General features: G+C 67.5%; 35 protein-coding genes. 1 reads left to right on the top strand and 34 read right to left on the bottom strand.

Going from position 1 to position 22,440, the window contains the following annotated elements:
* Positions 1-132: 132 nt before the first annotated feature.
* Together AC4IJH_RS22840 and AC4IJH_RS22835 are read right to left on the bottom strand one after the other, a co-directional pair.
* Positions 133-1,428: a glycosyltransferase 87 family protein gene (locus AC4IJH_RS22840; protein ID WP_490853671.1), complete on the bottom strand. Its 1,296-nt coding sequence runs from the start codon at positions 1,426-1,428 to the stop codon at positions 133-135.
* A gap of 62 nt (positions 1,429-1,490) precedes the next feature.
* On the bottom strand, positions 1,491-3,119 hold the full coding sequence (locus AC4IJH_RS22835; protein ID WP_490853670.1) for an ABC-F family ATP-binding cassette domain-containing protein: 1,629 nt from the start codon (positions 3,117-3,119) through the stop codon (positions 1,491-1,493).
* Between the two features lie 121 nt (positions 3,120-3,240).
* Here AC4IJH_RS22835 and AC4IJH_RS22830 point away from each other — a divergent pair, with 121 nt between their 5' ends.
* The gene (locus AC4IJH_RS22830; RefSeq protein ID WP_490853669.1) at positions 3,241-4,074 is read left to right on the top strand and encodes a hypothetical protein; all 834 of its coding nucleotides are present in this window, start codon (positions 3,241-3,243) and stop codon (positions 4,072-4,074) included.
* 48 nt (positions 4,075-4,122) lie between these two features.
* On the opposite strand, the gene truA is transcribed toward AC4IJH_RS22830, so the two are convergent.
* From truA to rpsJ, 32 genes are all read right to left on the bottom strand, one after another.
* Complete coding sequence (gene truA / locus AC4IJH_RS22825) at positions 4,123-4,977, bottom strand: tRNA pseudouridine(38-40) synthase TruA (RefSeq protein ID WP_490853668.1); 855 nt, start codon at positions 4,975-4,977, stop codon at positions 4,123-4,125.
* A gap of 161 nt (positions 4,978-5,138) precedes the next feature.
* Positions 5,139-5,603: a 50S ribosomal protein L17 gene (gene rplQ / locus AC4IJH_RS22820; protein WP_490853667.1), complete on the bottom strand. Its 465-nt coding sequence runs from the start codon at positions 5,601-5,603 to the stop codon at positions 5,139-5,141.
* A gap of 95 nt (positions 5,604-5,698) precedes the next feature.
* A complete protein-coding gene (locus AC4IJH_RS22815; RefSeq protein ID WP_003956430.1) occupies positions 5,699-6,721 on the bottom strand; it encodes a DNA-directed RNA polymerase subunit alpha in 1,023 nt (340 codons plus the stop codon).
* A 110-nt stretch (positions 6,722-6,831) separates the two neighbouring features.
* Entirely contained in the window at positions 6,832-7,458 is a 627-nt protein-coding gene (rpsD, locus tag AC4IJH_RS22810) for a 30S ribosomal protein S4 (protein WP_490853666.1), read from the bottom strand.
* A gap of 29 nt (positions 7,459-7,487) precedes the next feature.
* The gene (rpsK, locus tag AC4IJH_RS22805; protein ID WP_004571845.1) at positions 7,488-7,892 is read right to left on the bottom strand and encodes a 30S ribosomal protein S11; all 405 of its coding nucleotides are present in this window, start codon (positions 7,890-7,892) and stop codon (positions 7,488-7,490) included.
* A 64-nt stretch (positions 7,893-7,956) separates the two neighbouring features.
* Complete coding sequence (gene rpsM, locus AC4IJH_RS22800; protein WP_490853665.1) at positions 7,957-8,337, bottom strand: 30S ribosomal protein S13; 381 nt, start codon at positions 8,335-8,337, stop codon at positions 7,957-7,959.
* A 198-nt stretch (positions 8,338-8,535) separates the two neighbouring features.
* Positions 8,536-8,649 carry a 50S ribosomal protein L36 gene (gene rpmJ / locus AC4IJH_RS22795; protein WP_003956441.1) on the bottom strand — a complete coding sequence of 38 codons (114 nt, stop codon included), beginning with the start codon at positions 8,647-8,649 and terminating at the stop codon, positions 8,536-8,538.
* A 60-nt stretch (positions 8,650-8,709) separates the two neighbouring features.
* A complete protein-coding gene (gene infA, locus AC4IJH_RS22790; RefSeq protein ID WP_003956442.1) occupies positions 8,710-8,931 on the bottom strand; it encodes a translation initiation factor IF-1 in 222 nt (73 codons plus the stop codon).
* A gap of 172 nt (positions 8,932-9,103) precedes the next feature.
* On the bottom strand, positions 9,104-9,940 hold the full coding sequence (gene map, locus AC4IJH_RS22785) for a type I methionyl aminopeptidase (protein WP_490853664.1): 837 nt from the start codon (positions 9,938-9,940) through the stop codon (positions 9,104-9,106).
* Between the two features lie 121 nt (positions 9,941-10,061).
* Positions 10,062-10,715 (bottom strand): adenylate kinase, encoded by a 654-nt coding sequence (locus AC4IJH_RS22780; RefSeq protein ID WP_490853663.1) that lies wholly within the window; start codon positions 10,713-10,715, stop codon positions 10,062-10,064.
* Positions 10,715-12,028 (bottom strand): preprotein translocase subunit SecY, encoded by a 1,314-nt coding sequence (gene secY, locus AC4IJH_RS22775; RefSeq protein WP_490853662.1) that lies wholly within the window; start codon positions 12,026-12,028, stop codon positions 10,715-10,717. The genes AC4IJH_RS22780 and secY overlap by 1 nt, the downstream gene beginning before the upstream one ends.
* A 232-nt stretch (positions 12,029-12,260) precedes the next feature.
* Positions 12,261-12,716 (bottom strand): 50S ribosomal protein L15, encoded by a 456-nt coding sequence (gene rplO / locus AC4IJH_RS22770; RefSeq protein WP_490853661.1) that lies wholly within the window; start codon positions 12,714-12,716, stop codon positions 12,261-12,263.
* A gap of 1 nt (position 12,717) precedes the next feature.
* Positions 12,718-12,900: a 50S ribosomal protein L30 gene (gene rpmD / locus AC4IJH_RS22765; RefSeq protein WP_006347219.1), complete on the bottom strand. Its 183-nt coding sequence runs from the start codon at positions 12,898-12,900 to the stop codon at positions 12,718-12,720.
* Positions 12,900-13,505, bottom strand: coding sequence for a 30S ribosomal protein S5 (gene rpsE, locus AC4IJH_RS22760; protein ID WP_490853660.1), 606 nt, complete (start codon positions 13,503-13,505; stop codon positions 12,900-12,902). The genes rpmD and rpsE overlap by 1 nt, the downstream gene beginning before the upstream one ends.
* Positions 13,506-13,551: 46 nt before the next feature.
* Positions 13,552-13,935, bottom strand: coding sequence for a 50S ribosomal protein L18 (gene rplR / locus AC4IJH_RS22755; RefSeq protein WP_490853659.1), 384 nt, complete (start codon positions 13,933-13,935; stop codon positions 13,552-13,554).
* Between the two features lie 3 nt (positions 13,936-13,938).
* Positions 13,939-14,478: a 50S ribosomal protein L6 gene (gene rplF, locus AC4IJH_RS22750; RefSeq protein ID WP_490853658.1), complete on the bottom strand. Its 540-nt coding sequence runs from the start codon at positions 14,476-14,478 to the stop codon at positions 13,939-13,941.
* A 22-nt stretch (positions 14,479-14,500) separates the two neighbouring features.
* Positions 14,501-14,899, bottom strand: a complete 399-nt coding sequence (gene rpsH, locus AC4IJH_RS22745) for a 30S ribosomal protein S8 (RefSeq protein WP_490853657.1) — start codon at positions 14,897-14,899, stop codon at positions 14,501-14,503.
* A gap of 209 nt (positions 14,900-15,108) precedes the next feature.
* Complete coding sequence (locus AC4IJH_RS22740; protein ID WP_004571834.1) at positions 15,109-15,294, bottom strand: type Z 30S ribosomal protein S14; 186 nt, start codon at positions 15,292-15,294, stop codon at positions 15,109-15,111.
* 2 nt (positions 15,295-15,296) lie between these two features.
* On the bottom strand, positions 15,297-15,857 hold the full coding sequence (rplE, locus tag AC4IJH_RS22735) for a 50S ribosomal protein L5 (protein WP_490853656.1): 561 nt from the start codon (positions 15,855-15,857) through the stop codon (positions 15,297-15,299).
* On the bottom strand, positions 15,857-16,180 hold the full coding sequence (gene rplX / locus AC4IJH_RS22730) for a 50S ribosomal protein L24 (RefSeq protein WP_030413017.1): 324 nt from the start codon (positions 16,178-16,180) through the stop codon (positions 15,857-15,859). Before rplX ends, rplE begins: the two co-directional genes overlap by 1 nt.
* Positions 16,181-16,183: 3 nt before the next feature.
* A complete protein-coding gene (gene rplN, locus AC4IJH_RS22725; protein WP_003998823.1) occupies positions 16,184-16,552 on the bottom strand; it encodes a 50S ribosomal protein L14 in 369 nt (122 codons plus the stop codon).
* Between the two features lie 95 nt (positions 16,553-16,647).
* The gene (rpsQ, locus tag AC4IJH_RS22720) at positions 16,648-16,932 is read right to left on the bottom strand and encodes a 30S ribosomal protein S17 (protein ID WP_490853655.1); all 285 of its coding nucleotides are present in this window, start codon (positions 16,930-16,932) and stop codon (positions 16,648-16,650) included.
* Entirely contained in the window at positions 16,932-17,156 is a 225-nt protein-coding gene (rpmC, locus tag AC4IJH_RS22715; RefSeq protein WP_004950453.1) for a 50S ribosomal protein L29, read from the bottom strand. Before rpmC ends, rpsQ begins: the two co-directional genes overlap by 1 nt.
* Complete coding sequence (gene rplP / locus AC4IJH_RS22710; RefSeq protein ID WP_355545565.1) at positions 17,156-17,575, bottom strand: 50S ribosomal protein L16; 420 nt, start codon at positions 17,573-17,575, stop codon at positions 17,156-17,158. Before rplP ends, rpmC begins: the two co-directional genes overlap by 1 nt.
* 5 nt (positions 17,576-17,580) lie before the next feature.
* Positions 17,581-18,405, bottom strand: a complete 825-nt coding sequence (gene rpsC / locus AC4IJH_RS22705) for a 30S ribosomal protein S3 (RefSeq protein ID WP_490853654.1) — start codon at positions 18,403-18,405, stop codon at positions 17,581-17,583.
* Positions 18,405-18,752, bottom strand: a complete 348-nt coding sequence (rplV, locus tag AC4IJH_RS22700) for a 50S ribosomal protein L22 (protein WP_103831837.1) — start codon at positions 18,750-18,752, stop codon at positions 18,405-18,407. The genes rpsC and rplV overlap by 1 nt, the downstream gene beginning before the upstream one ends.
* 43 nt (positions 18,753-18,795) lie before the next feature.
* Positions 18,796-19,077, bottom strand: a complete 282-nt coding sequence (gene rpsS / locus AC4IJH_RS22695; protein WP_490853653.1) for a 30S ribosomal protein S19 — start codon at positions 19,075-19,077, stop codon at positions 18,796-18,798.
* Positions 19,078-19,089: 12 nt separating this feature from the next.
* On the bottom strand, positions 19,090-19,926 hold the full coding sequence (gene rplB / locus AC4IJH_RS22690; protein WP_490853652.1) for a 50S ribosomal protein L2: 837 nt from the start codon (positions 19,924-19,926) through the stop codon (positions 19,090-19,092).
* Between the two features lie 39 nt (positions 19,927-19,965).
* Positions 19,966-20,289, bottom strand: coding sequence for a 50S ribosomal protein L23 (gene rplW / locus AC4IJH_RS22685; protein ID WP_490853651.1), 324 nt, complete (start codon positions 20,287-20,289; stop codon positions 19,966-19,968).
* Positions 20,289-20,939, bottom strand: a complete 651-nt coding sequence (gene rplD / locus AC4IJH_RS22680) for a 50S ribosomal protein L4 (RefSeq protein WP_490853650.1) — start codon at positions 20,937-20,939, stop codon at positions 20,289-20,291. The genes rplW and rplD overlap by 1 nt, the downstream gene beginning before the upstream one ends.
* Before the next feature lie 8 nt (positions 20,940-20,947).
* Positions 20,948-21,592: a 50S ribosomal protein L3 gene (gene rplC / locus AC4IJH_RS22675; protein ID WP_031003040.1), complete on the bottom strand. Its 645-nt coding sequence runs from the start codon at positions 21,590-21,592 to the stop codon at positions 20,948-20,950.
* A gap of 14 nt (positions 21,593-21,606) precedes the next feature.
* Positions 21,607-21,915: a 30S ribosomal protein S10 gene (gene rpsJ / locus AC4IJH_RS22670; RefSeq protein WP_003948644.1), complete on the bottom strand. Its 309-nt coding sequence runs from the start codon at positions 21,913-21,915 to the stop codon at positions 21,607-21,609.
* Between the last annotated feature and the right edge of the window lie 525 nt (positions 21,916-22,440).

Raw genomic sequence — 22,440 nt, 5'->3', positions numbered from 1 at the left:
TCCGCGGGTGACGCAACCCGGGTTCGTACCGCTGGACCGCTCCGGCGGACCGGCGTAAGGGCCCCTCACGTGAGATAGAGCAAGCCAATACGCATAACGAACCAGCAGAATACCGGCCCGCCCCCAGTCGGGTCAAAACGCGCCCCGAACCGGCGTACGAGCCTCCCCCACGGGCACCGCCCGCCCCTTCCGCCCCCGTACACAGGCCCAGGCCAGCGCCGCGGCGAGGATCCACAGCATCGCCGCGTCTCTGAAGGCCCGGCGCTGGATGGTCTCCAGATACGGCCAGGACATCCCGGAGATCTGCGGCACCAGCGCGACCCAGAACCAGGCCGTACGGGGCAGCGAGCCGGGCACGGCCACCGACGCCAGCAGCGGCAGCAGCACCACGAGCAGGTAGTGGTCGAAGGAGGGCCGGGAGACCAGGAAGGCCGCCAGCATCAGCATCGCGGCGCTCTCCACCAGCCGCAGCGCGGCCCCTCCCTGCCCGTGGCCCTGCCCGTGGCCCTGCCCGCTTCCCTGCCCGTCGCCACGCCGCCACCGCAGCCACGCACAGCCCACCCCGGCCGCCGCCGCTGTCGCCGCCAGGGCGTACGCCAGCGGCTCCGGCGCCCCCAGCCGCGTGAGGATCATGCCGAGCGAGGCGTCGAAGGGGCGCGCGAAGCTGTCCTGGCCGCGCAGCAGGAAGGGCAGTGTGCGGGTGAAGAACATCCCGGGGCGGGGCATCGCCAGCGCCGCCAGCACGGACGCCGCCACCGGGACCGCCGCTGCCAGCGCCAGCGCCCGCCAGCGCCGCGCGAAGACCAGGAGCAGCACCAGCGGCAGCAGCATCGGCTTGAGCGCGAGCGCCAGCCCGATCACCACGCCCGCCGCCGCCCACCGGCCGCGCAGCGCCAGCAGCAGCGCCAGGGGCAGCGCCACCACCGAGGCCAGCGTCCAGTTGCCGATGTTGACGACATTGCGGAACGGCTCGAAGAAGACCAGGCCCACCACGCCCAGCGCCGCCAGCCTGCTGCCCAGCGGAACCCGGAAGATCCGCAGTGAGAGGGCCCATCCCAGCAGCACCAGCGCCGTCCCGGCCACCGGCACCAGCAGCCGCAGCTCGCCCTTGGACAGCAGCGCCCCGGGCACCGCCGCGATCACCGCACCGGGCAGGTACAGAAAGCGCTTGTCGGCGTACGGGGCACCGCCCTCCAGCAGCGCCCGCGCCGCCTTGACCACGAAGGCGTTGTCCATCCCGACGGTCGGGCTGACGCGGTAGATCTGCACGATCAGCACCGCCATCAGCCCGCCGGCCACCGCCCGCAGCACCCAGGAGGCGGGCCGCAGCAGCCACTGCACCACCGGCGAGTCCCCGGCGGCACCGAAAGAATCAGGCGCACCATCGGCATCCGGAATGCCGGAAAGATCCTCTTTGAGGGCCGTCATGCGGCAAGGCTAGGGCCTGTCCCGCCGATGGCTCGGCGGGACAGGCCCTAGATCCTCAGCCGCTACCGCTCCCGCTCGACCCGCCGCTCGTCCCACACCGGCTCGGCCGTCTCCCGTACCCGACCGTCCGACCCGAAGACCAGATAGCGGTCGAAGGACTTGGCGAACCAGCGGTCGTGGGTCACCGCCAGCACCGTCCCCTCGTACGCCTCCAGCCCCTCCTGCAGCGCCTCCGCACTCTCCAGGTCCAGGTTGTCCGTCGGCTCGTCCAGCAGCAGCGCGGTCGTCCCGGCCAGCTCCAGCAGCAGGATCTGGAAGCGGGCCTGCTGGCCGCCGGAGAGCTTCTCGAAGCGCTGCTCGGCCTGGCGCTCCAGCTCGTAGCGGCGCAGGGCGCTCATCGCCTGGCCCCGGTCCTTGGCGTGCTCGCTCCACAGGATGTCCAGGAGGACGCGGCCCTCCAGCTCCGGGTGGGCATGGGTCTGCGCGAAGTGGCCGGGTACGACGCGGGCGCCCAGCTTCCACCGGCCCGTATGCGCGACAGGGTTGTCGCGGTCACCGGCCAGCAGCCGCAGAAAGTGCGACTTGCCCGAGCCGTTCGACCCGAGGACGGCCACCCGCTCCCCGTAGAAGACCTCCAGCGAGAAGGGCTTCATCAGCCCGCTCAGTTCGAGGTTCTCGCAGGTCACGGCCCGTACGCCGGTACGCCCGCCCCGCAGCCGCATGGTGATCTCCTGCTCGCGCGGCGGCTCCGGCGGCGGCCCGGCCTCCTCGAACTTGCGCAGCCGCGTCTGGGCCGCGGCGTACCGGGAGGCCATCTCATGGCTGACGGAGGCCGCCTGCCGCAGCGTGACCACCAGCTTCTTCAGCTGCGCGTGCTTCTCCTCCCAGCGCCGCTTGAGCTCCTCGAAGCGCGCGAACCGCTCCCTGCGCGCCTCGTGGAAGGTCGCGAAACCGCCGCCGTGCACCCACACATCGGACCCGGCGGGCCCCGGCTCGACCGCGACGATCTTGTCCGCCGCCCGGGACAGCAGTTCCCGGTCGTGGCTGACGAAGAGCACCGTCTTCTTCGTCTCGCGCAGCCGCTCCTCCAGCCACCGCTTGCCCGGCACGTCCAGATAGTTGTCCGGCTCGTCCAGCAGCAGCACCTCGTCGCTGCCGCGCAGCAGCGACTCCAGCACCAGCCTCTTTTGCTCACCGCCGCTCAGGGTGCGCACCTGCCGCCACTGCGCCTTGTCGTACGGGACGCCGAGCGCGGCCATGGTGCACATGTCCCACACCGTCTCGGCCTCGTACCCGCGCGCCTCGGCCCAGTCGCTGAGCGCCTGCGCGTACCGCATCTGCGCGGCCTCGTCGTCGACGGTCATGATCGCGTGCTCGGCCTCGTCCACCGCCTTGGCGGCCTCGCGGATCCGCGGCTGTGCGACCGAGACCAGCAGGTCCCGTACGGTCCGCTCGTCCCGCACCGACCCGACGAACTGCGGCATCACGCCCAGCCCCCCGCTGACGGTCACCGCCCCGCCGTGCGGCTGCAGCTCCCCCGCGATCAGCTTCAGCAGCGTCGTCTTGCCCGCGCCGTTGGCTCCCACCAGGGCGACCGCGGCGCCCTCGCCGACCCGGAAGGACACATCGGCCAACAGCACCCGCCCGTCCGGCAGGTAGTACTCCAGATGTCCAGCCTCCACGTGTCCCATGGTGGGCAATTCTCGCCGCCCGCCCCCGTCCCGACCAACCGGATTAGCGGGGCCCGCGGCGAGCCCGCCCCACGGCGCCCACCAAGCCCACCGGTCCCCGCCCTCCCTTAAGATGCGCGGCATGAGCTTTGGGCAAGGGGGGCCGTACGGGCCCGGGGGCCAGCCGCCGTCGACTCCCGACTGGAACGCACTCGCCGACGAGAGCGCGGCCAAGAACCGCCGCAAGCGCTGGCTGGTCATCGGCGGCTGCGCGCTGGGCGTACTCGCGGTGGGCGGCATCGTCACCACCGCCGTGCTCAAGAGCGGCGGCGGCTCCGGCAAACCTGGCGCGCTGCCCTCGCCCGAGCTGCCCGCCCAGCCGGACACCCCCAAGCCGTCCTTCTCCGATGTGACGGTCCCGCCGCCGCCCAACCCGCGGGACTACATCACCGACCCCAAGAAGGACCGGGCCCCGCTCACCCCCGCCACCCTCTTCCCCGACAAGAAGCTGGTGGCCGGCGACCGCGCCTACCCCGTCGCGAAGACGTCCTCCACCAAGGACTGCACCTCGGGCGCGCAGGGCGCCCTGGTCTCGGTGCTGTCCAACAACGGCTGCAAGCAGCTGCTGCGCGCCACCTTCTCCCGGGACGGCATAGCGGTCACCGTCGGTATCGCCGTCTTCGGCTCCAAGGCCGATGCGGACACGGTGCAAAAGCAGGCCCAGCCCAACCTGGCGGCGCTCAACGGCGGCGGCCTGCCCGCCTTCTGCCAGGGCGTGGACTGCCTGGCCACCAGCAACGCCTACGGCCGGTACGCCTACTTCACCATCGCCGGCTACACCAACGGCAAGGACGTACGGACCTCCGACGACAAGGCCCGCCAGGCCGGCCGGGACGGCGCCGCCTACGCCTGGCACCGCATCATGCAGCGCGGCAACGACCAGGCCGCCAAGGCCGCCGCGGCCCAGTCCTCCTGACCCCGCGGGCCGTACGCCGCGCGCGTACGGCCCCGGCGGCGCCCCCTCTCAGCAGCAGCCCGCGCCCGGCAGCGTCCGCTTGTTGCGGGCCTCCTTGTTACGGGCCATCAGCTGGTCGTCCGCCGGGTAGCCGACCTCCTCCAGGGTCAGCCCGTGCGGCCGTACGACATGCACCGCCGAGTCCCGCACACCGGCCGCCAGCACCTTGCCCGGCCACTCCACGGGCCGGTGCCCGTCGCCCACGAACAGCAGCGCGCCCACCAGCGAGCGCACCATGTTGTGGCAGAAGGCGTCCGCCTTCACGGTCGCGGTGATGATCCCGTCCGCGCCCCGCTCCCAGCTCAGCCGCTGCAGCGTACGGATCGTGGTGGCACCCTCGCGCCGCTTGCAGTACGCCGCGAAGTCGTGCTCGCCCAGCAGCGGCTGCGAGGCGGCGTTCATCGCCTCGACGTCCAACTCCCAGTCGTGCCACAGCACATGGTCGCGCAGCAGCGGGTCCACGCCGCCGGGGTGGTCGGTCACCCGGTACGCGTACCGGCGCCAGATCGCCGAGAACCGCGCGTTGAAGCCGTACGGCGCCTCGGCCACCCGCCACACCCGCACGTCCTTGGGCAGCCGCCCGGCCAGCCGCTTGAGCAGCTTGTCCCGGTGCTCGTCCCACACCTCCTGCGGCAGATCCACATGCGCGACCTGCCCGCGGGCGTGCACTCCGGCGTCCGTCCGCCCGGCGACCGTCAGCTCATACGTCTCGGCCGACCGCGTCACCGTACGCAGCGCGTCCTCGATCTCCCCCTGAACCGTCCGCCGCCCCCCGGCCTGCTTGGCCCACCCGGAAAACTCCGTCCCGGCATAAGAAAGATCCAACCGCACCCGAACAGACCCGGGCTCCACCTCATCACTCACCCACAGATCCTCTCACTCTCGCTGTGGGCAGGCGTTCCGCAGGGCGGAACAGGTGGGCACAGCGGACCCCGCGACCGCGAACGAGCCCCCACCCCCACCCACCGAACGCGAAAGCGGGCCCACCCCCAAAGGGGTGGACCCGCTCTCAACAAGGCAGAGCCTTAGGCGTCCTTCGACTCCTCAGCCGGCGCCTCGGCAGCCTGCTCGGCCTCCTTGACGGCGCGCTTCGCAGCAGCCTCGGCCTCAGCGACGGTCGCCTTCTTGGCGATCTCGCCCTCGACCAGCTCGATGACCGCCATCGGCGCGTTGTCGCCACGACGGTTGCCGACCTTGGTGATCCGGGTGTAGCCACCCGGACGCTCCGCGAAGCGCGGCGCGATCTCGGTGAAGAGGGTGTGGACGACCGACTTGTCGGTGATCGTCTGCAGCACCAGGCGACGGTTGTGGATGTCGCCCTTCTTCGCCTTGGTGATCAGGCGCTCCGCGACCGGGCGCAGACGGCGCGCCTTGGCCTCGGTGGTGGTGATGCGGCCGTGCTCGAACAGCGACTTGGCGAGGTTCGCCAGCATCAGACGCTCGTGCGCGGCGCCGCCGCCGAGGCGGGCTCCCTTTGCGGGACGCGGCATGGTGTTTCTCCTTCAGTCTGCACCGGCCGTATCAGGTACCGGTGTCAGTTACCGACGAGCGGCCGCCCGCCGGAAGTGTTCAGTGAGCCCAGGGCTCAGTACTGCTCGGTCTCCACGAAACCGGCGTCCGCGTCGTCGTCGGCGCCGAAGGCGTCGGCGGCGGCGGTCGGGTCGAAGCCGGGAGGCGAGTCCTTCAGCGCCAGGCCCATACCGGCCAGCTTCGCCTTGACCTCGTCGATCGACTTCGCACCGAAGTTGCGGATGTCGAGCAGGTCCGCCTCGGAGCGGGCGACGAGCTCGCCCACGGAGTGGATGCCCTCGCGCTTGAGGCAGTTGTACGAGCGGACGGTGAGCTCGAGCTCCTCGATCGGCAGCGCCAGGTCGGCGGCCAGGGCGGCGTCCGTCGGGGACGGGCCCATGTCGATGCCCTCGGCGTCGATGTTGAGCTCGCGCGCCAGACCGAACAGCTCGACCAGGGTCTTACCGGCCGACGCCATGGCGTCGCGCGGACGCATGGCCTGCTTGGTCTCGACGTCGACGATCAGCTTGTCGAAGTCGGTGCGCTGCTCGACACGGGTCGCCTCGACCTTGTACGTGACCTTGAGCACCGGCGAGTAGATGGAGTCGACCGGGATACGGCCGATCTCCTGGCCCACCTGCTTGTTCTGGACGGCGGAAACGTAGCCGCGACCGCGCTCGACGGTCAGCTCCATCTCCAGCTTGCCCTTGCCGTTGAGCGTGGCCAGGACCAGGTCCGGGTTGTGGACCTCGACGCCGGCCGGCGGGGCGATGTCAGCAGCGGTGACCAGGCCGGGGCCCTGCTTGCGCAGGTACATCACGACCGGCTCGTCGTGCTCCGAGGAGACGACCAGCTGCTTGATGTTCAGGATGAGGTCGGTGACGTCCTCCTTGACGCCCGGCACGGTGGTGAACTCGTGCAGGACACCGTCGATGCGGATGGACGTGACCGCCGCACCCGGAATCGAGGAGAGGAGCGTACGACGCAGGGAGTTGCCGAGGGTGTAGCCGAAGCCCGGCTCCAGCGGCTCGATCACGAACCGCGAGCGGTACTCGTCGACGACCTCTTCGGTCAGCGAGGGACGCTGAGCGATAAGCATGTTGGAGATCCTTCAGTTGTGGACGACCACTATTTGACGTCCGCTGTACTGACAAGGGTACGGGCGGCACGTCCCCTGTGGAGTCGTACCGCCCGCCCCGTTATGAGCTCTTACTTGGAGTAGAGCTCAACGATCAGCTGCTCCTGCACCTGGGTGTCGATCACCTGGCGCTCGGGCAGGCCGTGCACGAGAATCCGCAGCTTCGAAGGAATCGATTCCAGCCAGGCCGGAACACTCTTCTCGCCTGCCTCCGCCTGAGCCACCTGGAAGGGGGTCAGGTTCTTGGAGGACTCGCGGACCTCGATGATGTCGTTCACGGCCACGCGAGCCGACGGAATGTCGGTCTTGCGGCCGTTCACGTTGATGTGTCCGTGACGGACCAGCTGACGAGCGTGGTCCCGGGACTTGGCGAAGCCGGCCCGGTAGACCACGTTGTCCAGCCGGGTCTCCAGGATGCGCAGAAGGTTCTCACCGGTCTTGCCGGTCTTCTGGTTCGCTTCCTTGTAGTACCCGACGAACTGCTTCTCAAGAACACCGTAGATCCGGCTGCACTTCTGCTTCTCACGAAGCTGCAGCAGGTACTCGCTGTCCTTGGTGCGCCCGCGTCCGTGCTCACCCGGGGGGTAAGGACGAATCTCGATCGGGCACTTTGCGCTCTCACACTTGCTGCCCTTGAGGAACAGCTTCTGCTTCTCCCGACGGCAACGCTTGCAGTCGGCCCCGGTGTAACGCGCCATATTGTTTTGTCTCCTGCTTCAGCTGGTCGTCAGACGCGGCGACGCTTGGGAGGGCGGCAGCCGTTGTGCGGAGTCGGCGTGACGTCCTGGATCGAACCCACCTCAAGGCCGGTGGCCTGGAGGGAGCGGATCGCGGTCTCACGGCCGGAGCCGGGACCCTTGACGAACACGTCGACCTTGCGCATGCCGTGCTCCTGCGCGCGGCGGGCAGCCGACTCGGCGGCCATCTGCGCGGCGAACGGGGTCGACTTGCGCGAGCCCTTGAAGCCGACGTGGCCGGCCGAGGCCCAGGAGATCACGTTGCCCGTGGGGTCGGTGATCGAAACGATGGTGTTGTTGAACGTGCTCTTGATGTGAGCGTGCCCGTGGGCGACGTTCTTCTTCTCCTTGCGGCGCACCTTCTTGGCGCCGGCCGTACGGCCCTTCGGAGGCATTCATTACTCCCGTGGAGGTGGTCGGTCCTACAGCGAAGACCGCTGGTAAGCGTCCTGCTGAGGACTACTTCTTGCCCGGCTTCTTCTTGCCGGCGATGGCGCGACGCGGGCCCTTGCGGGTACGAGCGTTCGTGCTGGTGCGCTGACCGTGGACCGGCAGGCCGCGGCGGTGACGCAGACCCTGGTAGCAGCCGATCTCGACCTTGCGGCGGATGTCGGCCTGAACCTCACGACGGAGGTCACCCTCGGTCTTGAGGTTGGCGTCCACGTACTCGCGGATCTTGACCAGGTCCTCTTCGGCCAGGTCACGAACGCGGGTGTTCGGGTTCACACCGGCGGCGTCGAGCGTCTGCTTCGCCAGGGTGCGGCCGATACCGAAGACGTAGGTGAGTGCGACCTCCACGCGCTTGTCGCGCGGAATGTCAACACCGGAAACGCGTGCCATTCAATGGCTCCAGTTGATATTCGGGGGTCTTCCGCAGGGCCATTCCCGCCCGCCGGCCCCTCCTGCAGACAGAAGAGGCGGTACGGTCCGGGTCTCCGGCCCCCGCCGGAGGTGTCGCCAGCCGTGGCTGGTCGGACCCTGCGTATGTACGTATTGCTCGCGTCGCGCGAAGAACTGCGAAATGCAGGTCGGCGTGCGTCAGCCCTGGCGCTGCTTGTGGCGCAGGTTGTCGCAGATGACCATGACCCGGCCGTGACGGCGGATCACCTTGCACTTGTCGCAGATCTTCTTGACGCTCGGCTTGACCTTCATGGGATGTGAGGTTCTCCGGGTCAGTGCCGTCACCCCACGGGAGCGGGGCGTCGACAAGATCTACTTGTAGCGGTAGACGATCCGGCCACGCGTCAGGTCGTAGGGAGAGAGCTCCACGACGACCCGGTCATCCGGAAGGATGCGGATGTAGTGCATACGCATCTTGCCGCTGATGTGCGCGAGGACCTTGTGACCGTTCTGGAGCTCCACCTTGAACATGGCGTTCGGGAGGGACTCGATCACGGTGCCCTCGATTTCGATGGCACCTTGCTTCTTGGCCACGCTTCGCCCTTCGAATCGGCTACCTTGATCAACTCTCGCACCGCGTGGCTGCCAAACAGCAGGCATACGGATGCACGAGAGCCGACGCGTCAGTCTACGTCAGTGCACACGAAAAGACGAATCCACGATTATTGCCCAGCTCACGAGATCGTTACGCCAGGGCCCCCGACACTTACGCCAACGGATCCGGCGCCGCCTCGATGCCGTACTCGGCGAGCTTGGCCTTGCCGCCGTCGACCGCGGTCAGGACCAGCGGGCCCTGCTCGGTCAGCGCCACCGAGTGCTCCCAGTGCGAGGACCAGCCGCCGTCGTCGGACTTGACCGTCCAGTCGTCCTCGAGGACGTGGGTCTTGGGGGTGCCCAGGTTGACCATGGGCTCGATCGCGATGCAGAAGCCCGGCACGAGCTTGGGGCCGCGGCCGCGCTTGCGCTCGACATAGTTCAGCAGGTGCGGGTCCATGTGCATCTGCGAGCCGATGCCGTGGCCGCCGTAGTCCTCGACGATGCCGTACTTGCCGTTCGCGGGCCGCGGCTGGCGCCGGATGTAGCCCTCGATGGCCCGGGAGATGTCGACCAGGCGGTTGCCCTTGCGTACGGCCGCGATGCCCGCCCACATGGACTCCTCGGTCACCCGGCTCAGCTCGACCAGCTCCGGGGAGTGACCGGAGCCGACGAAGGCGGTGTAGGCGGCGTCGCCGTGCCAGCCGTCGATGATCGCGCCGGCGTCGATGGAGATGATGTCGCCGTTCTGCAGGACGGTGTTCTCGTCGGGGATGCCGTGCACCACGACGTCGTTCACGGACGTGCAGATCGTGGCGGGGAAGCCGCCGTACCCCAGGAAGTTCGACTTGGCGCCGTGCTCGGCGATCACCTTGCGGGCGACGTCGTCCAGGTCCTTGGTGGTGGCGCCGGGGACCGCCGCCTCCCGCGTCGCCGCGTGGATGGCGGCGACGACCAGCCCCGCCTCGCGCATCTTCGCGATCTGCTCCGGGGTCTTGATCTCCACCATGCTGGCGCCTTCCGCCTTCATTCGTCGCTGTGACCGCAGCACCCGCTGCGCGTTCGTACGTGTTCAACAGTACGGCCGCGATGCCCTACGGGGCACCGCGGCCGTATCAGGAGCCTCGGGGCTACTCGCCACTGCGGAGCGCGGCCATCGCACGCTCCGTGACCTCGTCCACCTTGCCCAGGGCCGGGATCGTGACGACCAGGTCCTGTGCCTTGTAGTAGTCGATGATCGGCTCGGTCTCCGTGTGGTAGACCTCCAGCCGCTTGCGGACGGTCTCCTCGCGGTCGTCCTCACGCTGGTACAGCTCGCCGCCGCAGGCGTCGCACACGCCCTCGGTCTTCGGCGCGTTGTAGACCACGTGGAAGACGTGGCTGCTGTCGTTGCGGCAGATGCGGCGGCCCGCGATCCGCTTGACGACCTCGTCCTCGGGGACCTCCAGGTCCAGGACGGCGTCCAGCTTCAGGTCCTTGCCCTTGAGGTAGGCGTCCAGCGCCTCGGCCTGGCCGAGGTTGCGCGGGAAGCCGTCCAGCAGGAAGCCGCCCTGGGCGTCCTCCTGGTCCATCCGGTCCTCAGCCATCCCGATCGTCACCGAGTCCGGCACGAGCTGTCCGGCGCTCATGTACTCCTTGGCCTGCTGGCCCAGCGGCGTGCCCTGGCTCATGTTGGCGCGGAAAAGGTCGCCCGTGGAGATGTGCGGGATCGCGAGGTTCTTGGCAAGGTACGCGGCCTGCGTACCCTTGCCGGCCCCGGGAGGCCCGACGAGGACGATTCGCATCAGCGGAGGAACCCTTCGTAGTTGCGCTGCTGGAGCTGGCTCTCGATCTGCTTCACGGTCTCCAGACCCACACCCACGATGATCAGGATGCTCGTCCCGCCGAACGGGAAGTTCTGGTTCGCGTTGAACAGCACCAACGCCACTGTTGGTACGAGCGCAATCAGGCCCAGATACAGCGAGCCCGGCCACGTGATCCGGTTGAGCACGTAGCTGAGGTACTCGGCCGTCGGACGACCAGCCCGGATGCCCGGGATGAAGCCACCATACTTCTTCATGTTGTCGGCAACTTCCTCAGGGTTGAAGGAAATCGCGACGTAGAAGAAGGCGAAGAAGACGATCAGGAGGAAGTACGTGATGATGTAGATCGGGTGGTCGCCCTTGACGAAGTTGGCGCTGATCCACTGTGCCCACGTCGCCTTCGAGCCGCTGAACTGAGCGATCAGCGCCGGGATGTAGAGCAGCGACGAGGCGAAGATGACGGGGATGACGCCCGCCTGGTTCACCTTGAGCGGGATGTAGGTGGACGTACCGCCGTAGGAACGGCGCCCGATCATGCGCTTCGCGTACTGCACAGGGATGCGGCGCTGCGCCTGCTCGACGAAGACCACCAGAGCGACCATCGCCAGGCCGACCAGGATGACGGCGATGAACTCGATCCAGCCGTCGGCCAGCTTGCCGGAGAGCTTGATGCCCCACAGCGCGCCGGGGAAGGTCGCGGCGATCGAGACGAACATCAGGATCGACATGCCGTTGCCGATACCGCGGTCGGTGACCAGCTCACCGAGCCACATGATCAGGCCGGTGCCGGCGGTCATCGTGATGACCATCGTGATCGTGGTGAACAGGGAGTCGCTCGGCACGATCTCGGTCGCCACCGGGCAGCCCTGGAAGAGGGCGCCGCTCTTGGCGGTCGCCACCAGGCCCGTACCCTGCAGGATCGCCAGCGCGACCGTCAGATAACGCGTGTACTGCGTGATCTTGGCCTGCCCTGACTGCCCCTCCTTCTTGAGGGCTTCGAGTCGTGGGATCACGACGGTCAGCAGCTGGAGGATGATGCTCGCCGTGATGTACGGCATGATCCCCAGCGCGAAGATCGTGATCTGCAGCAGCGCGCCGCCGCTGAACATGTTCACCAGGCCGAAGAGCCCGCTGTTGGAACCTGCCGCCTTCATGCAGGTCTCGACGTTCGAGTAGTTCACCCCGGGTACCGGGACGTGCGCGCCGAGCCGGAAGATCAGGATGATCCCCAACGTGAACAGCAGCTTTTTGCGCAGGTCGGGCGTCTTGAACGCTCGGGCGAACGCGGTGAGCACGGTGCCTCCTGCGCCTCCCGCCTTGACGAGCGAGAGGTAACGGTCTTGAGGATCGACGAATACAAATCGGTCAAAGAACCGCGCAGGCACAGACCACGCGGCGGGCCCGAGGGTACCCCCGGAAATTACAGCAACAGTGCACGCCACCTTACCGGCGCACGTGCCCCCCTTGGAACGACCAACCGGGGATGCCCCAATTACTGGGCATCCCCGGTTGATTGCGTCACTGAGTTCAGATGAGCTCGGTGACGCTGCCGCCGGCGGCGGCAATCTTCTCCTTGGCGGAGCCGGAGACGGCGTCGACCGTCACCTGCAGCGCCACGGAGATCTCGCCCTGGCCCAGGACCTTGACGAGCTCGTTCTTGCGCACCGCGCCCTTGGCGACCAGGTCGGTCACCGTAACCTCGCCACCCTGCGGGTAGAGCTCGGCCAGCTTGGCCAGGTTCACGACCTGGAACTGCTTGTGGGCGGGGTTCTTGAAGCCCTTCAGCTTCGGGAGGCGCATGTGGAGGGGCATCTGCCCACCCTCGAAGCGCTCCGGAACCTGGTAGCGGGCCTTCGTGCCCTTGGTACCACGACCAGCGGTCTTACCCTTGGACGCCTCACCACGACCCACACGGGTCTTGGCGGTCTTGGCGCCCGGGGCGGGCCGGAGGTTGTGGACCTTCAGCGGGTTGTTCTCCGCCATGTCAGTCGACCTCCTCGACCGTCACGAGGTGACGGACGGTGTGCACCATTCCGCGGAACTCGGGGCGGTCCTCCTTGACAACCACGTCGTTGAGCTTCTTCAGGCCCAGCGAACGAAGGGTGTCGCGGTGGTTCTGCTTGCTGCCGATGTAGGACTTCGTCTGCGTGATCTTGAGGCGCGCCATTACGCGTTCACCCCTGCACGCGCCCGCAGCAGAGCGGCGGGAGCAACGTCCTCCAGCGGCAGGCCACGACGGGCCGCGATCTCCTCGGGGCGCTGCAGGCCCTGAAGCGCGGTCACCGTGGCGTGCACGATGTTGATCGGGTTCGACGAACCGAGCGACTTGCTCAGCACGTCGTGGATGCCCGCGCACTCCAGAACGGCGCGCACCGGGCCACCGGCGATAACACCGGTACCGGGGGAAGCCGGCTTGAGCAGGACGACGCCCGCAGCCTTCTCGCCCTGGATGGGGTGAGGGATGGTGCCCGCGATACGGGGGACCTTGAAGAAGTGCTTCTTGGCCTCCTCTACACCCTTGGCGATGGCGGCCGGCACCTCCTTGGCCTTGCCGTAACCGACACCGACGGTGCCGTCACCGTCGCCCACCACGACCAGCGCGGTGAAGCTGAAGCGACGACCACCCTTCACAACCTTGGCGACGCGGTTGATTGCGACAACACGCTCGACGTAGGCGGTCTTCTCGGCAGCTGCGCCGCCGTCCCGCCGGTCCTTACGGTCCCGCCGCTCGCCGCCACCGGCACCGCTTCCGCGGCGCTGGGGTCCAGCCATTGGATTTACCTCTCTCTGTTACGTCCGCTAGCTACGGAACCGGGGCTTAGAACTTCAGCCCGGCTTCGCGGGCGGCGTCGGCCAGAGCGGCAATCCGCCCGGCGTACTGCTTGCCACCACGGTCGAACACGACTGCCTCGACACCGGCGGCCTTGGCACGCTCGGCGACCAGGGCGCCGACCTTCTTGGCCTGGGCGCTCTTGTCGCCCTCGCCACCGCGGATCGACGCGTCCAGGGTCGACGCGCTGGCCAGCGTGTGGCCCGCGATGTCGTCGATGACCTGAGCGGTGATGCCGCGGTTGGACCGCGTCACGACCAGACGCGGACGCTCCGGGGTACCCGAAATCCGCTTACGGATGCGGATGTGGCGCCGCTTCGCGGCGGCACGCTTGTAAGCGTCGCCCTTGGCGATCTTCACACCGTATGCCATGGCTTACTTACCAGCCTTTCCGACCTTGCGGCGGATGACCTCACCCGCGTACTTCACGCCCTTGGCCTTGTAGGGGTCGGGCTTGCGAAGCTTGCGGATGTTGGCGGCGACCTCGCCGACCTTCTGCTTGTCGATGCCCTCGACGCTCAGCTTCGTGGGCGACTCGACCTTGAAGGAGATGCCCTCCGGGGCCTCGATCAGGATCGGGTGGCTGTAGCCCAGGGAGAACTCCAGGTTGGAGCCCTTCGCCTGAACGCGGTAACCGACACCGCTGATCTCGAGCGCCTTGCTGTAGCCCTGGGTCACGCCGGTGATCATGTTCGCCACCAGCGTGCGGGACAGGCCGTGCAGGGCCTTGTTCTGACGCTCGTCGTTCGGGCGGGTGACGCTGATGACGCCGTCCTCACCCTTGGCGACCTCGATGGGCGCGGCGACGGTGTGGGAAAGGGTGCCCTTGGGACCCTTCACCTGGACCGTGCGGCCATCGATGGTGACGTCCACACCAGCGGGAACCTGGATGGGCAGCTTGCCAATACGCGACATTAGCTATTCCTCCGTTCCCGGGTTACCAGACGTAGGCGAGGACTTCCCCACCCACGCCCTTCTTCTGCGCCTGCTGGCCGGTCAGGAGACCGTGGGACGTGGAGATGATCGCCACGCCCAGGCCGCCGAGGACCTTCGGCAGGTTGGTGGACTTCGCGTAAACACGCAGACCCGGCTTCGAGATGCGCTTGATGCCGGCGATCGAGCGCTCACGGTTCGGGCCGAACTTCAGCTCGAGGGTGAGGTTCTTGCCGACCTCAGCGTCCTCGACCTTCCAGCCGGTGATGTAACCCTCCTGCTGGAGGATCTCCGCGATGTGCGACTTGATCTTGCTGTGCGGCATCACGACGGTGTCGTGGTACGCCGAGTTCGCGTTCCGCAGACGGGTGAGCATGTCTGCGATGGGATCAGTCATGGTCATGAATTGGCCTTCGGCCTCTCTCGCCGGGGTTTCCTATCTGTGCCATCCCTCTCCCCGCTCATGGGCGGGACGGGTGCGGCACGGGGACCTACGGCGTAGTAAGTCGTTCCTGGGCGGCGGGCGCCCAACCCTTCCACTCTAGGTGATGAAGGGGTGGGCTCCCGCAGACCAGATGCTTACCGAGAGACTCCGGAATCCCAACTAGGGGATTACCAGGAGCTCTTGGTCACGCCCGGCAGCTCGCCACGGTGAGCCATCTCACGAAGGCACACGCGGCACAGGCCGAACTTGCGGTAGACGGAGTGCGGCCGGCCGCAGCGCTGGCAACGCGTGTACGCGCGCACAGCGAACTTCGGCTTGCGGGCCGCCTTAGCGATCAGAGCCTTCTTCGCCACGGTCAGTTCTCCTTGAACGGGAAGCCGAGGTGACGAAGCAGGGCACGGCCCTCGTCGTCGTTGGACGCCGTGGTAACCACGGTGATGTCCATGCCCCGCGTCCGGTCGATCTTGTCCTGGTCGATCTCGTGGAACATGACCTGCTCCGTGAGACCGAAGGTGTAGTTGCCCCGACCGTCGAACTGCTTCGGGGACAGACCACGGAAGTCGCGGATGCGCGGAAGCGCGAGCGACAGCAGGCGGTCCAGGAACTCCCACATGCGGTCACCGCGGAGGGTGACGTGGGCACCGATCGGCTGGCCCTCGCGCAGCTTGAACTGCGCGATGGACTTACGGGCCTTGGTGACGGCCGGCTTCTGGCCGGTGATCGTGGTGAGGTCGCGGATGGCGCCCTCGATCAGCTTGGAGTCGCGGGCGGCGTCGCCCACACCCATGTTGACCACGATCTTGGTCAGACCGGGGATCTGCATGACGTTCTCGTAGGAGAACTCTTCCTGCAGCTTCCCGGCGATCTCTTCGCGGTAGCGCGTCTTGAGACGCGGCGCGTTGGTGGTGGCAGTCATCAGATGTCCTCACCGGTCCGCTTGGCAACGCGGATCTTGTTGCCCTCGTCGTCGAAGCGGTATCCGACGCGGGTGACAACCTTCTGGCCGTCCTTCTCCACAACCAGCTGCACGTTGCTGACGTGGATGGGGGCCTCGGTCGTCACGATGCCGCCGGTCTTCGAACCACGAGCGGTCTGGCCGGCCTTGGTGTGCTTCTTGACCCGGTTGACACCCTCGACCAGGACGCGGTCCTCGCGGGGGAAGGCCTGGATGACCTTGCCCTGCTTGCCCTTGTCCTTACCGGTGATGACCTGGACCAGGTCGCCCTTCTTGATCTTCATCGGTTACAGCACCTCCGGCGCGAGCGAGATGATCTTCATGAACTTCTTCTCGCGCAGCTCACGGCCCACGGGGCCGAAGATACGGGTGCCGCGGGGGTCGCCATCGTTCTTGAGGATGACGGCCGCGTTCTCGTCGAAGCGGATGTACGAGCCGTCGGGACGGCGGCGCTCCTTGACGGTGCGAACGATGACCGCCTTGACGACGTCACCCTTCTTCACGTTGCCACCGGGGATCGCATCCTTGACGGTGGCGACGATGACGTCACCGATGCCCGCGTAGCGGCGACCGGAACCACCGAGAACACGGATGCAAAGGATTTCCTTCGCACCAGTGTTGTCGGCGACACGCAGTCGCGACTCCTGCTGGATCACGTCTATCTCCTGATCGTCTGCCGGTTCCCGGCGAGGGACACCTCAGTGCCCCTCGCCGAGCCTGGCGGAACTGTCCTGCGGAAATCCCGCAGGAATTACTTGGCCTTCTCGAGGATCTCGACGACGCGCCAGCGCTTCGTCGCGGACAGCGGCCGGGTCTCCATGAGGAGGACGCGGTCGCCGACACCCGCGGCGTTCTGCTCGTCGTGCGCCTTGAGCTTGTTCGTACGGCGGATGACCTTGCCGTACAGCGCGTGCTTGACGCGGTCCTCGACAGCGACGACGACGGTCTTGTCCATCTTGTCGCTGACGACGAGACCCTCGCGGGTCTTGCGGAAGCCGCGCTGCTCGTTCGTCTCAGTCACATTCTTCTCGCTCATCAGGCGCTCTCCACCGTCTCGATGCCGAGCTCGCGCTCACGCATCAGGGTGTAGATCCGGGCGATGTCCTTGCGGACGGCCTTCAGCCGGCCGTGGTTCTCGAGCTGTCCGGTCGCCGCCTGGAAGCGGAGGTTGAACAGCTCCTCCTTGGCCTCACGAAGCTTGGCAACGAGGTCCTCGTTGTTCAGCTCGCGCAGCTCGGTCGCCTTGGTACCGGCCGCCATCACGACTCACCTGCCTCGCGCCGCACGATGCGGCACTTCATCGGAAGCTTGTGCGCGGCGCGGGTCAGCGCCTCGCGAGCAACCTTTTCATTCGGGAAGGACAGCTCGAACATCACCCGACCGGGCTTGACGTTCGCGACCCACCACTCCGGAGAACCCTTACCGGAACCCATGCGGGTCTCGGCCGGCTTCTTCGTCAGCGGACGGTCGGGGTAGATGTTGATCCACACCTTGCCGCCACGCTTGATGTGACGGGTCATGGCGATACGAGCGGACTCGATCTGCCGGTTCGTCACGTAGGCCGGAGTCACGGCCTGGATGCCGTACTCACCGAAGGCCAGCTCGGTGCCACCCTTGGCCATGCCGTTGCGCTTGGGGTGGTGCTGCTTGCGGTGCTTGACCCTGCGAGGGATCAGCATGTCGGTCAGGCCTCCGTTCCGGGGGTCTCCGCCGGAGCAGCGGCAGCGGCCTCGGCCTTGGGGGCCTCGGCAGCGGCGTTCTGCTGCTGCGGCTTGCGGCCACGGCCGCCACGCTCGCCACCGCGGCGCGGGCGGTCGTTGCCGCCGCCACGGGCCGGGCGGTTGCCCGCACGGGCGGCGGCGTTCTCGGCGCGAACCTCGGCGATGTTCTTGACGTCGCCCTTGTAGATCCAGACCTTCACACCGATGCGGCCGAAGGTCGTACGGGCCTCGAAGAAGCCGTAGTCGACGTTCGCACGGAGCGTGTGCAGGGGCACACGGCCCTCGCGGTAGAACTCCGAGCGGGACATCTCGGCGCCGCCGAGACGACCGCCACACTGGATCTTGATGCCCTTGGCGCCGGCCTTCATCGTCGACTGCATGCTCTTACGCATGGCGCGACGGAAGGAGACGCGGGAGGACAGCTGCTCGGCGACGGCCTGGGCCACCAGCTGAGCGTCGGTCTCGGGGTTCTTGACCTCGAGGATGTTCAGCTGGACCTGCTTGCCGGTCAGCTTCTCCAGCTCGCCGCGGATGCGGTCCGCCTCGGCGCCGCGGCGGCCGATGACGATGCCCGGACGAGCGGTGTGGATGTCAACGCGGACGCGCTCACGGGTGCGCTCGATCTCAACCTTCGAGATACCGGCGCGCTCCATGCCCTTCGTCATCATGCGACGAATGGCGACGTCTTCCTTGACGTAGTCCTTGTACAGCTTGTCGGCGTACCAACGCGACTTGAAGTCGGTGGTGATGCCGAGCCGGAACCCGTGCGGGTTTACCTTCTGGCCCATTACCGGGTTCCTTCCTTGCTGCTGACGACCACGGTGATGTGGCTGGTCCGCTTGCGGATCCGGTAGGCACGGCCCTGGGCACGCGGACGGAACCGCTTCAGGGTCGGGCCCTCGTCGACGTACGCCTCGCTGATGTACAGCGAGGAGGCGTCCGTGTGGTCGTAGTTGTGCGCGGCGTTGGCAATGGCGCTGTCCAGCACCTTGCCGACCGGCACAGACGCGGCCTGCGGGGCGAAACGCAGGACCGCCTGGGCCTCCGTGGCATCCATGCCACGGACAAGGTCCACCACGCGGCGGGCCTTCATGGGCGTGACACGCACGTAGCGTGCCTGGGCCCTGGCTTCCATGGTTGTCCCTTCGGTGTCAGTCATAGTCTTCGCACTCCGCCGATCAGCGACGCCGCGACTTGCGGTCGTCCTTCTCGTGGCCGCGGAAGGTGCGGGTCGGCGCAAACTCGCCGAGCTTGTGGCCGACCATCGACTCGGTGACGAACACCGGGACGTGCTTGCGGCCGTCGTGCACCGCGATCGTGTGGCCGAGCATGGCCGGGACGATCATGGAGCGGCGGGACCAGGTCTTGATGACGTTCTTGGTGCCGGCTTCGTTCTGGACATCCACCTTCTTGATGAGGTGGCCGTCGACGAAGGGCCCCTTCTTGAGACTGCGCGGCATCTAAACCCGCTCCTAGCGCTTCTTGTTCGTCTTGCGGCGGCGGACGATGTACTTGTTGCTGGCCTTCTTCGGCGAGCGAGTACGACCCTCCTTCTTGCCCCAGGGCGAGACCGGGTGGCGACCACCGGAGGTCTTGCCCTCACCACCACCGTGCGGGTGGTCGACCGGGTTCATCACGACACCACGCACGGTCGGGCGGACGCCCTTCCAGCGCATACGGCCGGCCTTGCCCCAGTTGATGTTCGACTGCTCGGCGTTGCCGACCTCGCCGACAGTGGCGCGGCAGCGGACGTCGACCAGACGGATCTCGCCGGAGGGCATACGAAGGTGGGCCATGGAGCCCTCCTTCGCCAGCAGCTGCACGGAGGCACCCGCGGAGCGGGCGAACTTCGCGCCGCCGCCGGGCCGCAGCTCGATGGCGTGGATGGTCGTACCCACGGGGATGTTGCGCAGCGGCAGGTTGTTGCCGGGCTTGATGTCGGCGCCAGGGCCGTTCTCAATCCGGTCACCCTGGCCGAGGCCGCGGGGAGCGATGATGTAGCGCTTCTCGCCGTCTGCGTAGTGCAGCAGCGCGATGCGCGCGGTGCGGTTGGGGTCGTACTCGATGTGCGCGACCTTGGCCGGCACGCCGTCCTTGTCGTGACGACGGAAGTCGATCACTCGGTAGGCGCGCTTGTGGCCACCGCCCTGGTGGCGAACGGTCACACGACCGGCGTTGTTACGGCCGCCCTTGCTGTGCAGGGGGCGGACCAGCGACTTCTCCGGCGTGGACCGCGTGATCTCGACAAAGTCGGCGACGCTGGAGCCACGACGGCCCGGGGTCGTCGGCTTGTACTTGCGGATACCCATTTCTCAGTCCTCGTCCGATTCCGGACGACTCGGACTCCGTTAGGAGACCGGGCCGCCGAAGATGTCGATACGGTCGCCCTCGGCGAGGGTCACGATGGCGCGCTTGGTGTTGGCGCGCTTACCGAAACCGGTGCGGGTGCGCTTGCGCTTGCCCTGCCGGTTGATCGTGTTGACCCCGGTGACCTTGACCGAGAAGACCGCCTCGACGGCCTGCTTGATCTGGGTCTTGTTGGCGCCGGGCGCGACGATGAACGTGTACTTGTTCTCGTCCAGCAGCGCGTAGCTCTTCTCCGAGACGACCGGCTTGACGAGAATGTCGCGCGGGTCCGAGAAGGTCTTGCTGGTGACGACGGCCTCAGTCATCAGGCGTCGCTCCCTTCGGTCTCAACGGCCTTGGGGCCAGACACGAAGGACTCGAAGGCGGCCTTGGTGAAGACCACGTCGTCGGAGACGAGCACGTCGTACGTGTTCAGCTGGCCCGGCTCCAGGATGTGAACCTGGGGCAGGTTGCGGGCGGACAGCCACGCGGCCTCGTCGGCGCGCTCGGCGACCAGGAGCACGTTCTTGCGCTCGCTGACCTTGCCGAGGAGAGCCTTGGCGGCCTTGGTGGAGACCTGGCCCTCGACCACGCCGGAGACGACGTGGATGCGGCTGTTGCGGGCCCGGTCGGTGAGGGCACCGCGCAGGGCGGCGGCCTTCATCTTCTTCGGGGTCCGCTGGGAGTAGTCACGCGGCACGGGGCCGTGGACGATGCCACCGCCGGCGAACTGCGGCGCACGGGTCGAACCCTGGCGCGCGCGGCCGGTGCCCTTCTGGCGGTACGGCTTCTTGCCACCGCCGCGGACCTCGCCACGAGTCTTGGTCTTGTGCGTGCCCTGACGGGCAGCGGCCAGCTGCGCGACAACGACCTGGTGGATCAGCGGAACGCTGACCTTGGCGTCGAAGATCTCCGAGGGGAGCTCGACGGTCCCGGCCTTGTCGCCTGCCGGCGAAAGGATGTCAATGGTGCTCATCGGTTACCTCAGGCCCCCTTGGCCGCGGTACGGACCAGGACGAGGCCGCCGTTCGGACCAGGAACTGCGCCCTTGATGAGCAGCAGACCCTTCTCCGCGTCAACGGCGTGGACGGTCAGGTTCTGGGTGGTGACCCGCTCATTGCCCATACGGCCGGCCATCCGCATGCCCTTGAACACGCGGCCCGGGGTGGCGCAGCCACCGATGGAGCCCGGCTTGCGGTGCACGCGGTGGGCACCGTGGGAGGCCTTGCCGCCGTGGAAGCCATGACGCTTCATGACACCGGCGAAGCCCTTGCCCTTGCTCTTGCCGGTCACGTCGACCTTGACGCCGGACTCGAAGGTCTCAGCGGTCAGCTCCTGGCCGAGGGTGTACTCGCTGGCGTCAGCGGTACGGACCTCGACGAGGTGACGACGGGGGGTGACGTCGGCCTTGGCGAAGTGGCCCTTGAGGGGCTTGTTCACCTTGCGCGGGTCGATCTCGCCGAAGGCGATCTGGACGGAGTCGTAACCGTCCTGGTCATTGGTGCGCACCTGGGTAACGACGCAGGGGCCGGCCTTGACCACAGTGACCGGGACGACACGGTTGTTCTCGTCCCAGACCTGGGTCATGCCGAGCTTCTCGCCCAGGATGCCCTTGATCTGCTTAGCCATCTCTACTGCGCCTCTCAGAGCTTGATCTCGATGTCAACGCCGGCCGGAAGGTCCAGGCGCATCAGCGAGTCAACGGTCTTGGGCGTCGGGTCGAGAATGTCGATCAGGCGCTTGTGCGTGCGCATCTCGAAGTGCTCGCGCGAGTCCTTGTACTTGTGCGGCGACTTGATGACGCAGTACACGTTCTTTTCAGTGGGCAGCGGCACCGGGCCCGCGACCGACGCACCAGTGCGGGTCACCGTCTCGACGATCTTCTTCGCCGAGCTGTCGATGACCTCGTGGTCGTAGGCCTTGAGCCGGATGCGGATCTTCTGTCCCGCCATGGCTACTTCGTAGTCCTGTCTCTCGTAACGCTCTGGGACCCGGTGCGCTGCGCTTCGGGAGAAGCACGGTCCTGCCTCCGACCCACGCGGTCGGGCGTGTCGCACCCCTTCTACGTGAATCCCCACAGGGGAATCCTTCAAGAAGGAGAAGGCGGGGGAAGAACACCCACCGGGCGCCTGGCCGAGGCACCCCGCTGACGCTTCCCGGAAGATTCCCGTACTTCCGCCCCTGATAAGAGGCGACGAATACCTGGGACTCGCTTCCAGTCCTCCCGGCGGGAGGCGCGCAGCATCGGCACTCAACCGAGCAACCTGGACAGTGTGCCATACGGGTCATGTCGACCGCCAATCGAGCAGAAGAGGGTACCCCACCCGCGCGCGGCTCCATACGCCGTCCCCCCTGCGCGTCCCACCCCCGCGGGCGGACCGGAGCGGCCCCGCGGATCCACCCCTGCGGCTCTGCGGCGGACCGGCCGGTCCAGGACCCCGCCAACGCCCCCGCAGACGCGGAGATGCCCGTACGAC

This window comes from Streptomyces sp. UF-297 (genome assembly GCF_058245575.1).
This window is presented reverse-complemented; position numbering and strand designations above follow the sequence as displayed.

What these genes read in the sequence shown, in the direction of transcription:
- map (WP_490853664.1), bottom strand. Translation starts at nt 9,940, where the DNA reads ATGGTGGAGATCAAGACCCCGGAGCAGATCGCGAAGATGCGCGAGGCG.
- rplX (WP_030413017.1), bottom strand. Translation starts at nt 16,180, where the DNA reads ATGAAGATCAAGAAGGGCGACCTGGTCCAGGTCATCACCGGTAAGGAC.
- rplF (WP_490853658.1), bottom strand. Translation starts at nt 14,478, where the DNA reads ATGTCGCGTATTGGCAAGCTGCCCATCCAGGTTCCCGCTGGTGTGGAC.
- rplC (WP_031003040.1), bottom strand. Translation starts at nt 21,592, where the DNA reads ATGGCTAAGCAGATCAAGGGCATCCTGGGCGAGAAGCTCGGCATGACC.
- AC4IJH_RS22840 (WP_490853671.1), bottom strand. Translation starts at nt 1,428, where the DNA reads ATGACGGCCCTCAAAGAGGATCTTTCCGGCATTCCGGATGCCGATGGT.
- rplB (WP_490853652.1), bottom strand. Translation starts at nt 19,926, where the DNA reads ATGGGTATCCGCAAGTACAAGCCGACGACCCCGGGCCGTCGTGGCTCC.
- AC4IJH_RS22780 (WP_490853663.1), bottom strand. Translation starts at nt 10,715, where the DNA reads ATGCGAATCGTCCTCGTCGGGCCTCCCGGGGCCGGCAAGGGTACGCAG.
- rplQ (WP_490853667.1), bottom strand. Translation starts at nt 5,603, where the DNA reads ATGCCGCGTCCCGCAAAGGGAGCCCGCCTCGGCGGCGGCGCCGCGCAC.
- rpsM (WP_490853665.1), bottom strand. Translation starts at nt 8,337, where the DNA reads ATGGCACGCGTTTCCGGTGTTGACATTCCGCGCGACAAGCGCGTGGAG.
- rpmD (WP_006347219.1), bottom strand. Translation starts at nt 12,900, where the DNA reads ATGGCGCGCCTCAAGATCACGCAGACGAAGTCCTACATCGGCAGCAAG.
- rplV (WP_103831837.1), bottom strand. Translation starts at nt 18,752, where the DNA reads ATGGAAGCCAGGGCCCAGGCACGCTACGTGCGTGTCACGCCCATGAAG.
- AC4IJH_RS22830 (WP_490853669.1), top strand. Translation starts at nt 3,241, where the DNA reads ATGAGCTTTGGGCAAGGGGGGCCGTACGGGCCCGGGGGCCAGCCGCCG.
- rpsH (WP_490853657.1), bottom strand. Translation starts at nt 14,899, where the DNA reads ATGACCATGACTGATCCCATCGCAGACATGCTCACCCGTCTGCGGAAC.
- rpsK (WP_004571845.1), bottom strand. Translation starts at nt 7,892, where the DNA reads ATGCCTCCGAAGGGCCGTACGGCCGGCGCCAAGAAGGTGCGCCGCAAG.
- rpmC (WP_004950453.1), bottom strand. Translation starts at nt 17,156, where the DNA reads ATGGCGGCCGGTACCAAGGCGACCGAGCTGCGCGAGCTGAACAACGAG.
- rplD (WP_490853650.1), bottom strand. Translation starts at nt 20,939, where the DNA reads ATGAGCACCATTGACATCCTTTCGCCGGCAGGCGACAAGGCCGGGACC.
- rplE (WP_490853656.1), bottom strand. Translation starts at nt 15,857, where the DNA reads ATGACTGCCACCACCAACGCGCCGCGTCTCAAGACGCGCTACCGCGAA.
- rpsS (WP_490853653.1), bottom strand. Translation starts at nt 19,077, where the DNA reads ATGCCGCGCAGTCTCAAGAAGGGGCCCTTCGTCGACGGCCACCTCATC.
- rpsJ (WP_003948644.1), bottom strand. Translation starts at nt 21,915, where the DNA reads ATGGCGGGACAGAAGATCCGCATCCGGCTCAAGGCCTACGACCACGAG.
- rpsC (WP_490853654.1), bottom strand. Translation starts at nt 18,405, where the DNA reads ATGGGCCAGAAGGTAAACCCGCACGGGTTCCGGCTCGGCATCACCACC.
- rplR (WP_490853659.1), bottom strand. Translation starts at nt 13,935, where the DNA reads ATGGCATACGGTGTGAAGATCGCCAAGGGCGACGCTTACAAGCGTGCC.
- rpsD (WP_490853666.1), bottom strand. Translation starts at nt 7,458, where the DNA reads ATGGCGCGTTACACCGGGGCCGACTGCAAGCGTTGCCGTCGGGAGAAG.
- AC4IJH_RS22835 (WP_490853670.1), bottom strand. Translation starts at nt 3,119, where the DNA reads ATGGGACACGTGGAGGCTGGACATCTGGAGTACTACCTGCCGGACGGG.
- rplO (WP_490853661.1), bottom strand. Translation starts at nt 12,716, where the DNA reads ATGGCGGAGAACAACCCGCTGAAGGTCCACAACCTCCGGCCCGCCCCG.
- rpsE (WP_490853660.1), bottom strand. Translation starts at nt 13,505, where the DNA reads ATGGCTGGACCCCAGCGCCGCGGAAGCGGTGCCGGTGGCGGCGAGCGG.
- rpmJ (WP_003956441.1), bottom strand. Translation starts at nt 8,649, where the DNA reads ATGAAGGTCAAGCCGAGCGTCAAGAAGATCTGCGACAAGTGCAAGGTG.
- rpsQ (WP_490853655.1), bottom strand. Translation starts at nt 16,932, where the DNA reads ATGAGCGAGAAGAATGTGACTGAGACGAACGAGCAGCGCGGCTTCCGC.
- rplP (WP_355545565.1), bottom strand. Translation starts at nt 17,575, where the DNA reads ATGCTGATCCCTCGCAGGGTCAAGCACCGCAAGCAGCACCACCCCAAG.
- AC4IJH_RS22815 (WP_003956430.1), bottom strand. Translation starts at nt 6,721, where the DNA reads ATGCTTATCGCTCAGCGTCCCTCGCTGACCGAAGAGGTCGTCGACGAG.
- rplW (WP_490853651.1), bottom strand. Translation starts at nt 20,289, where the DNA reads ATGACTGAGGCCGTCGTCACCAGCAAGACCTTCTCGGACCCGCGCGAC.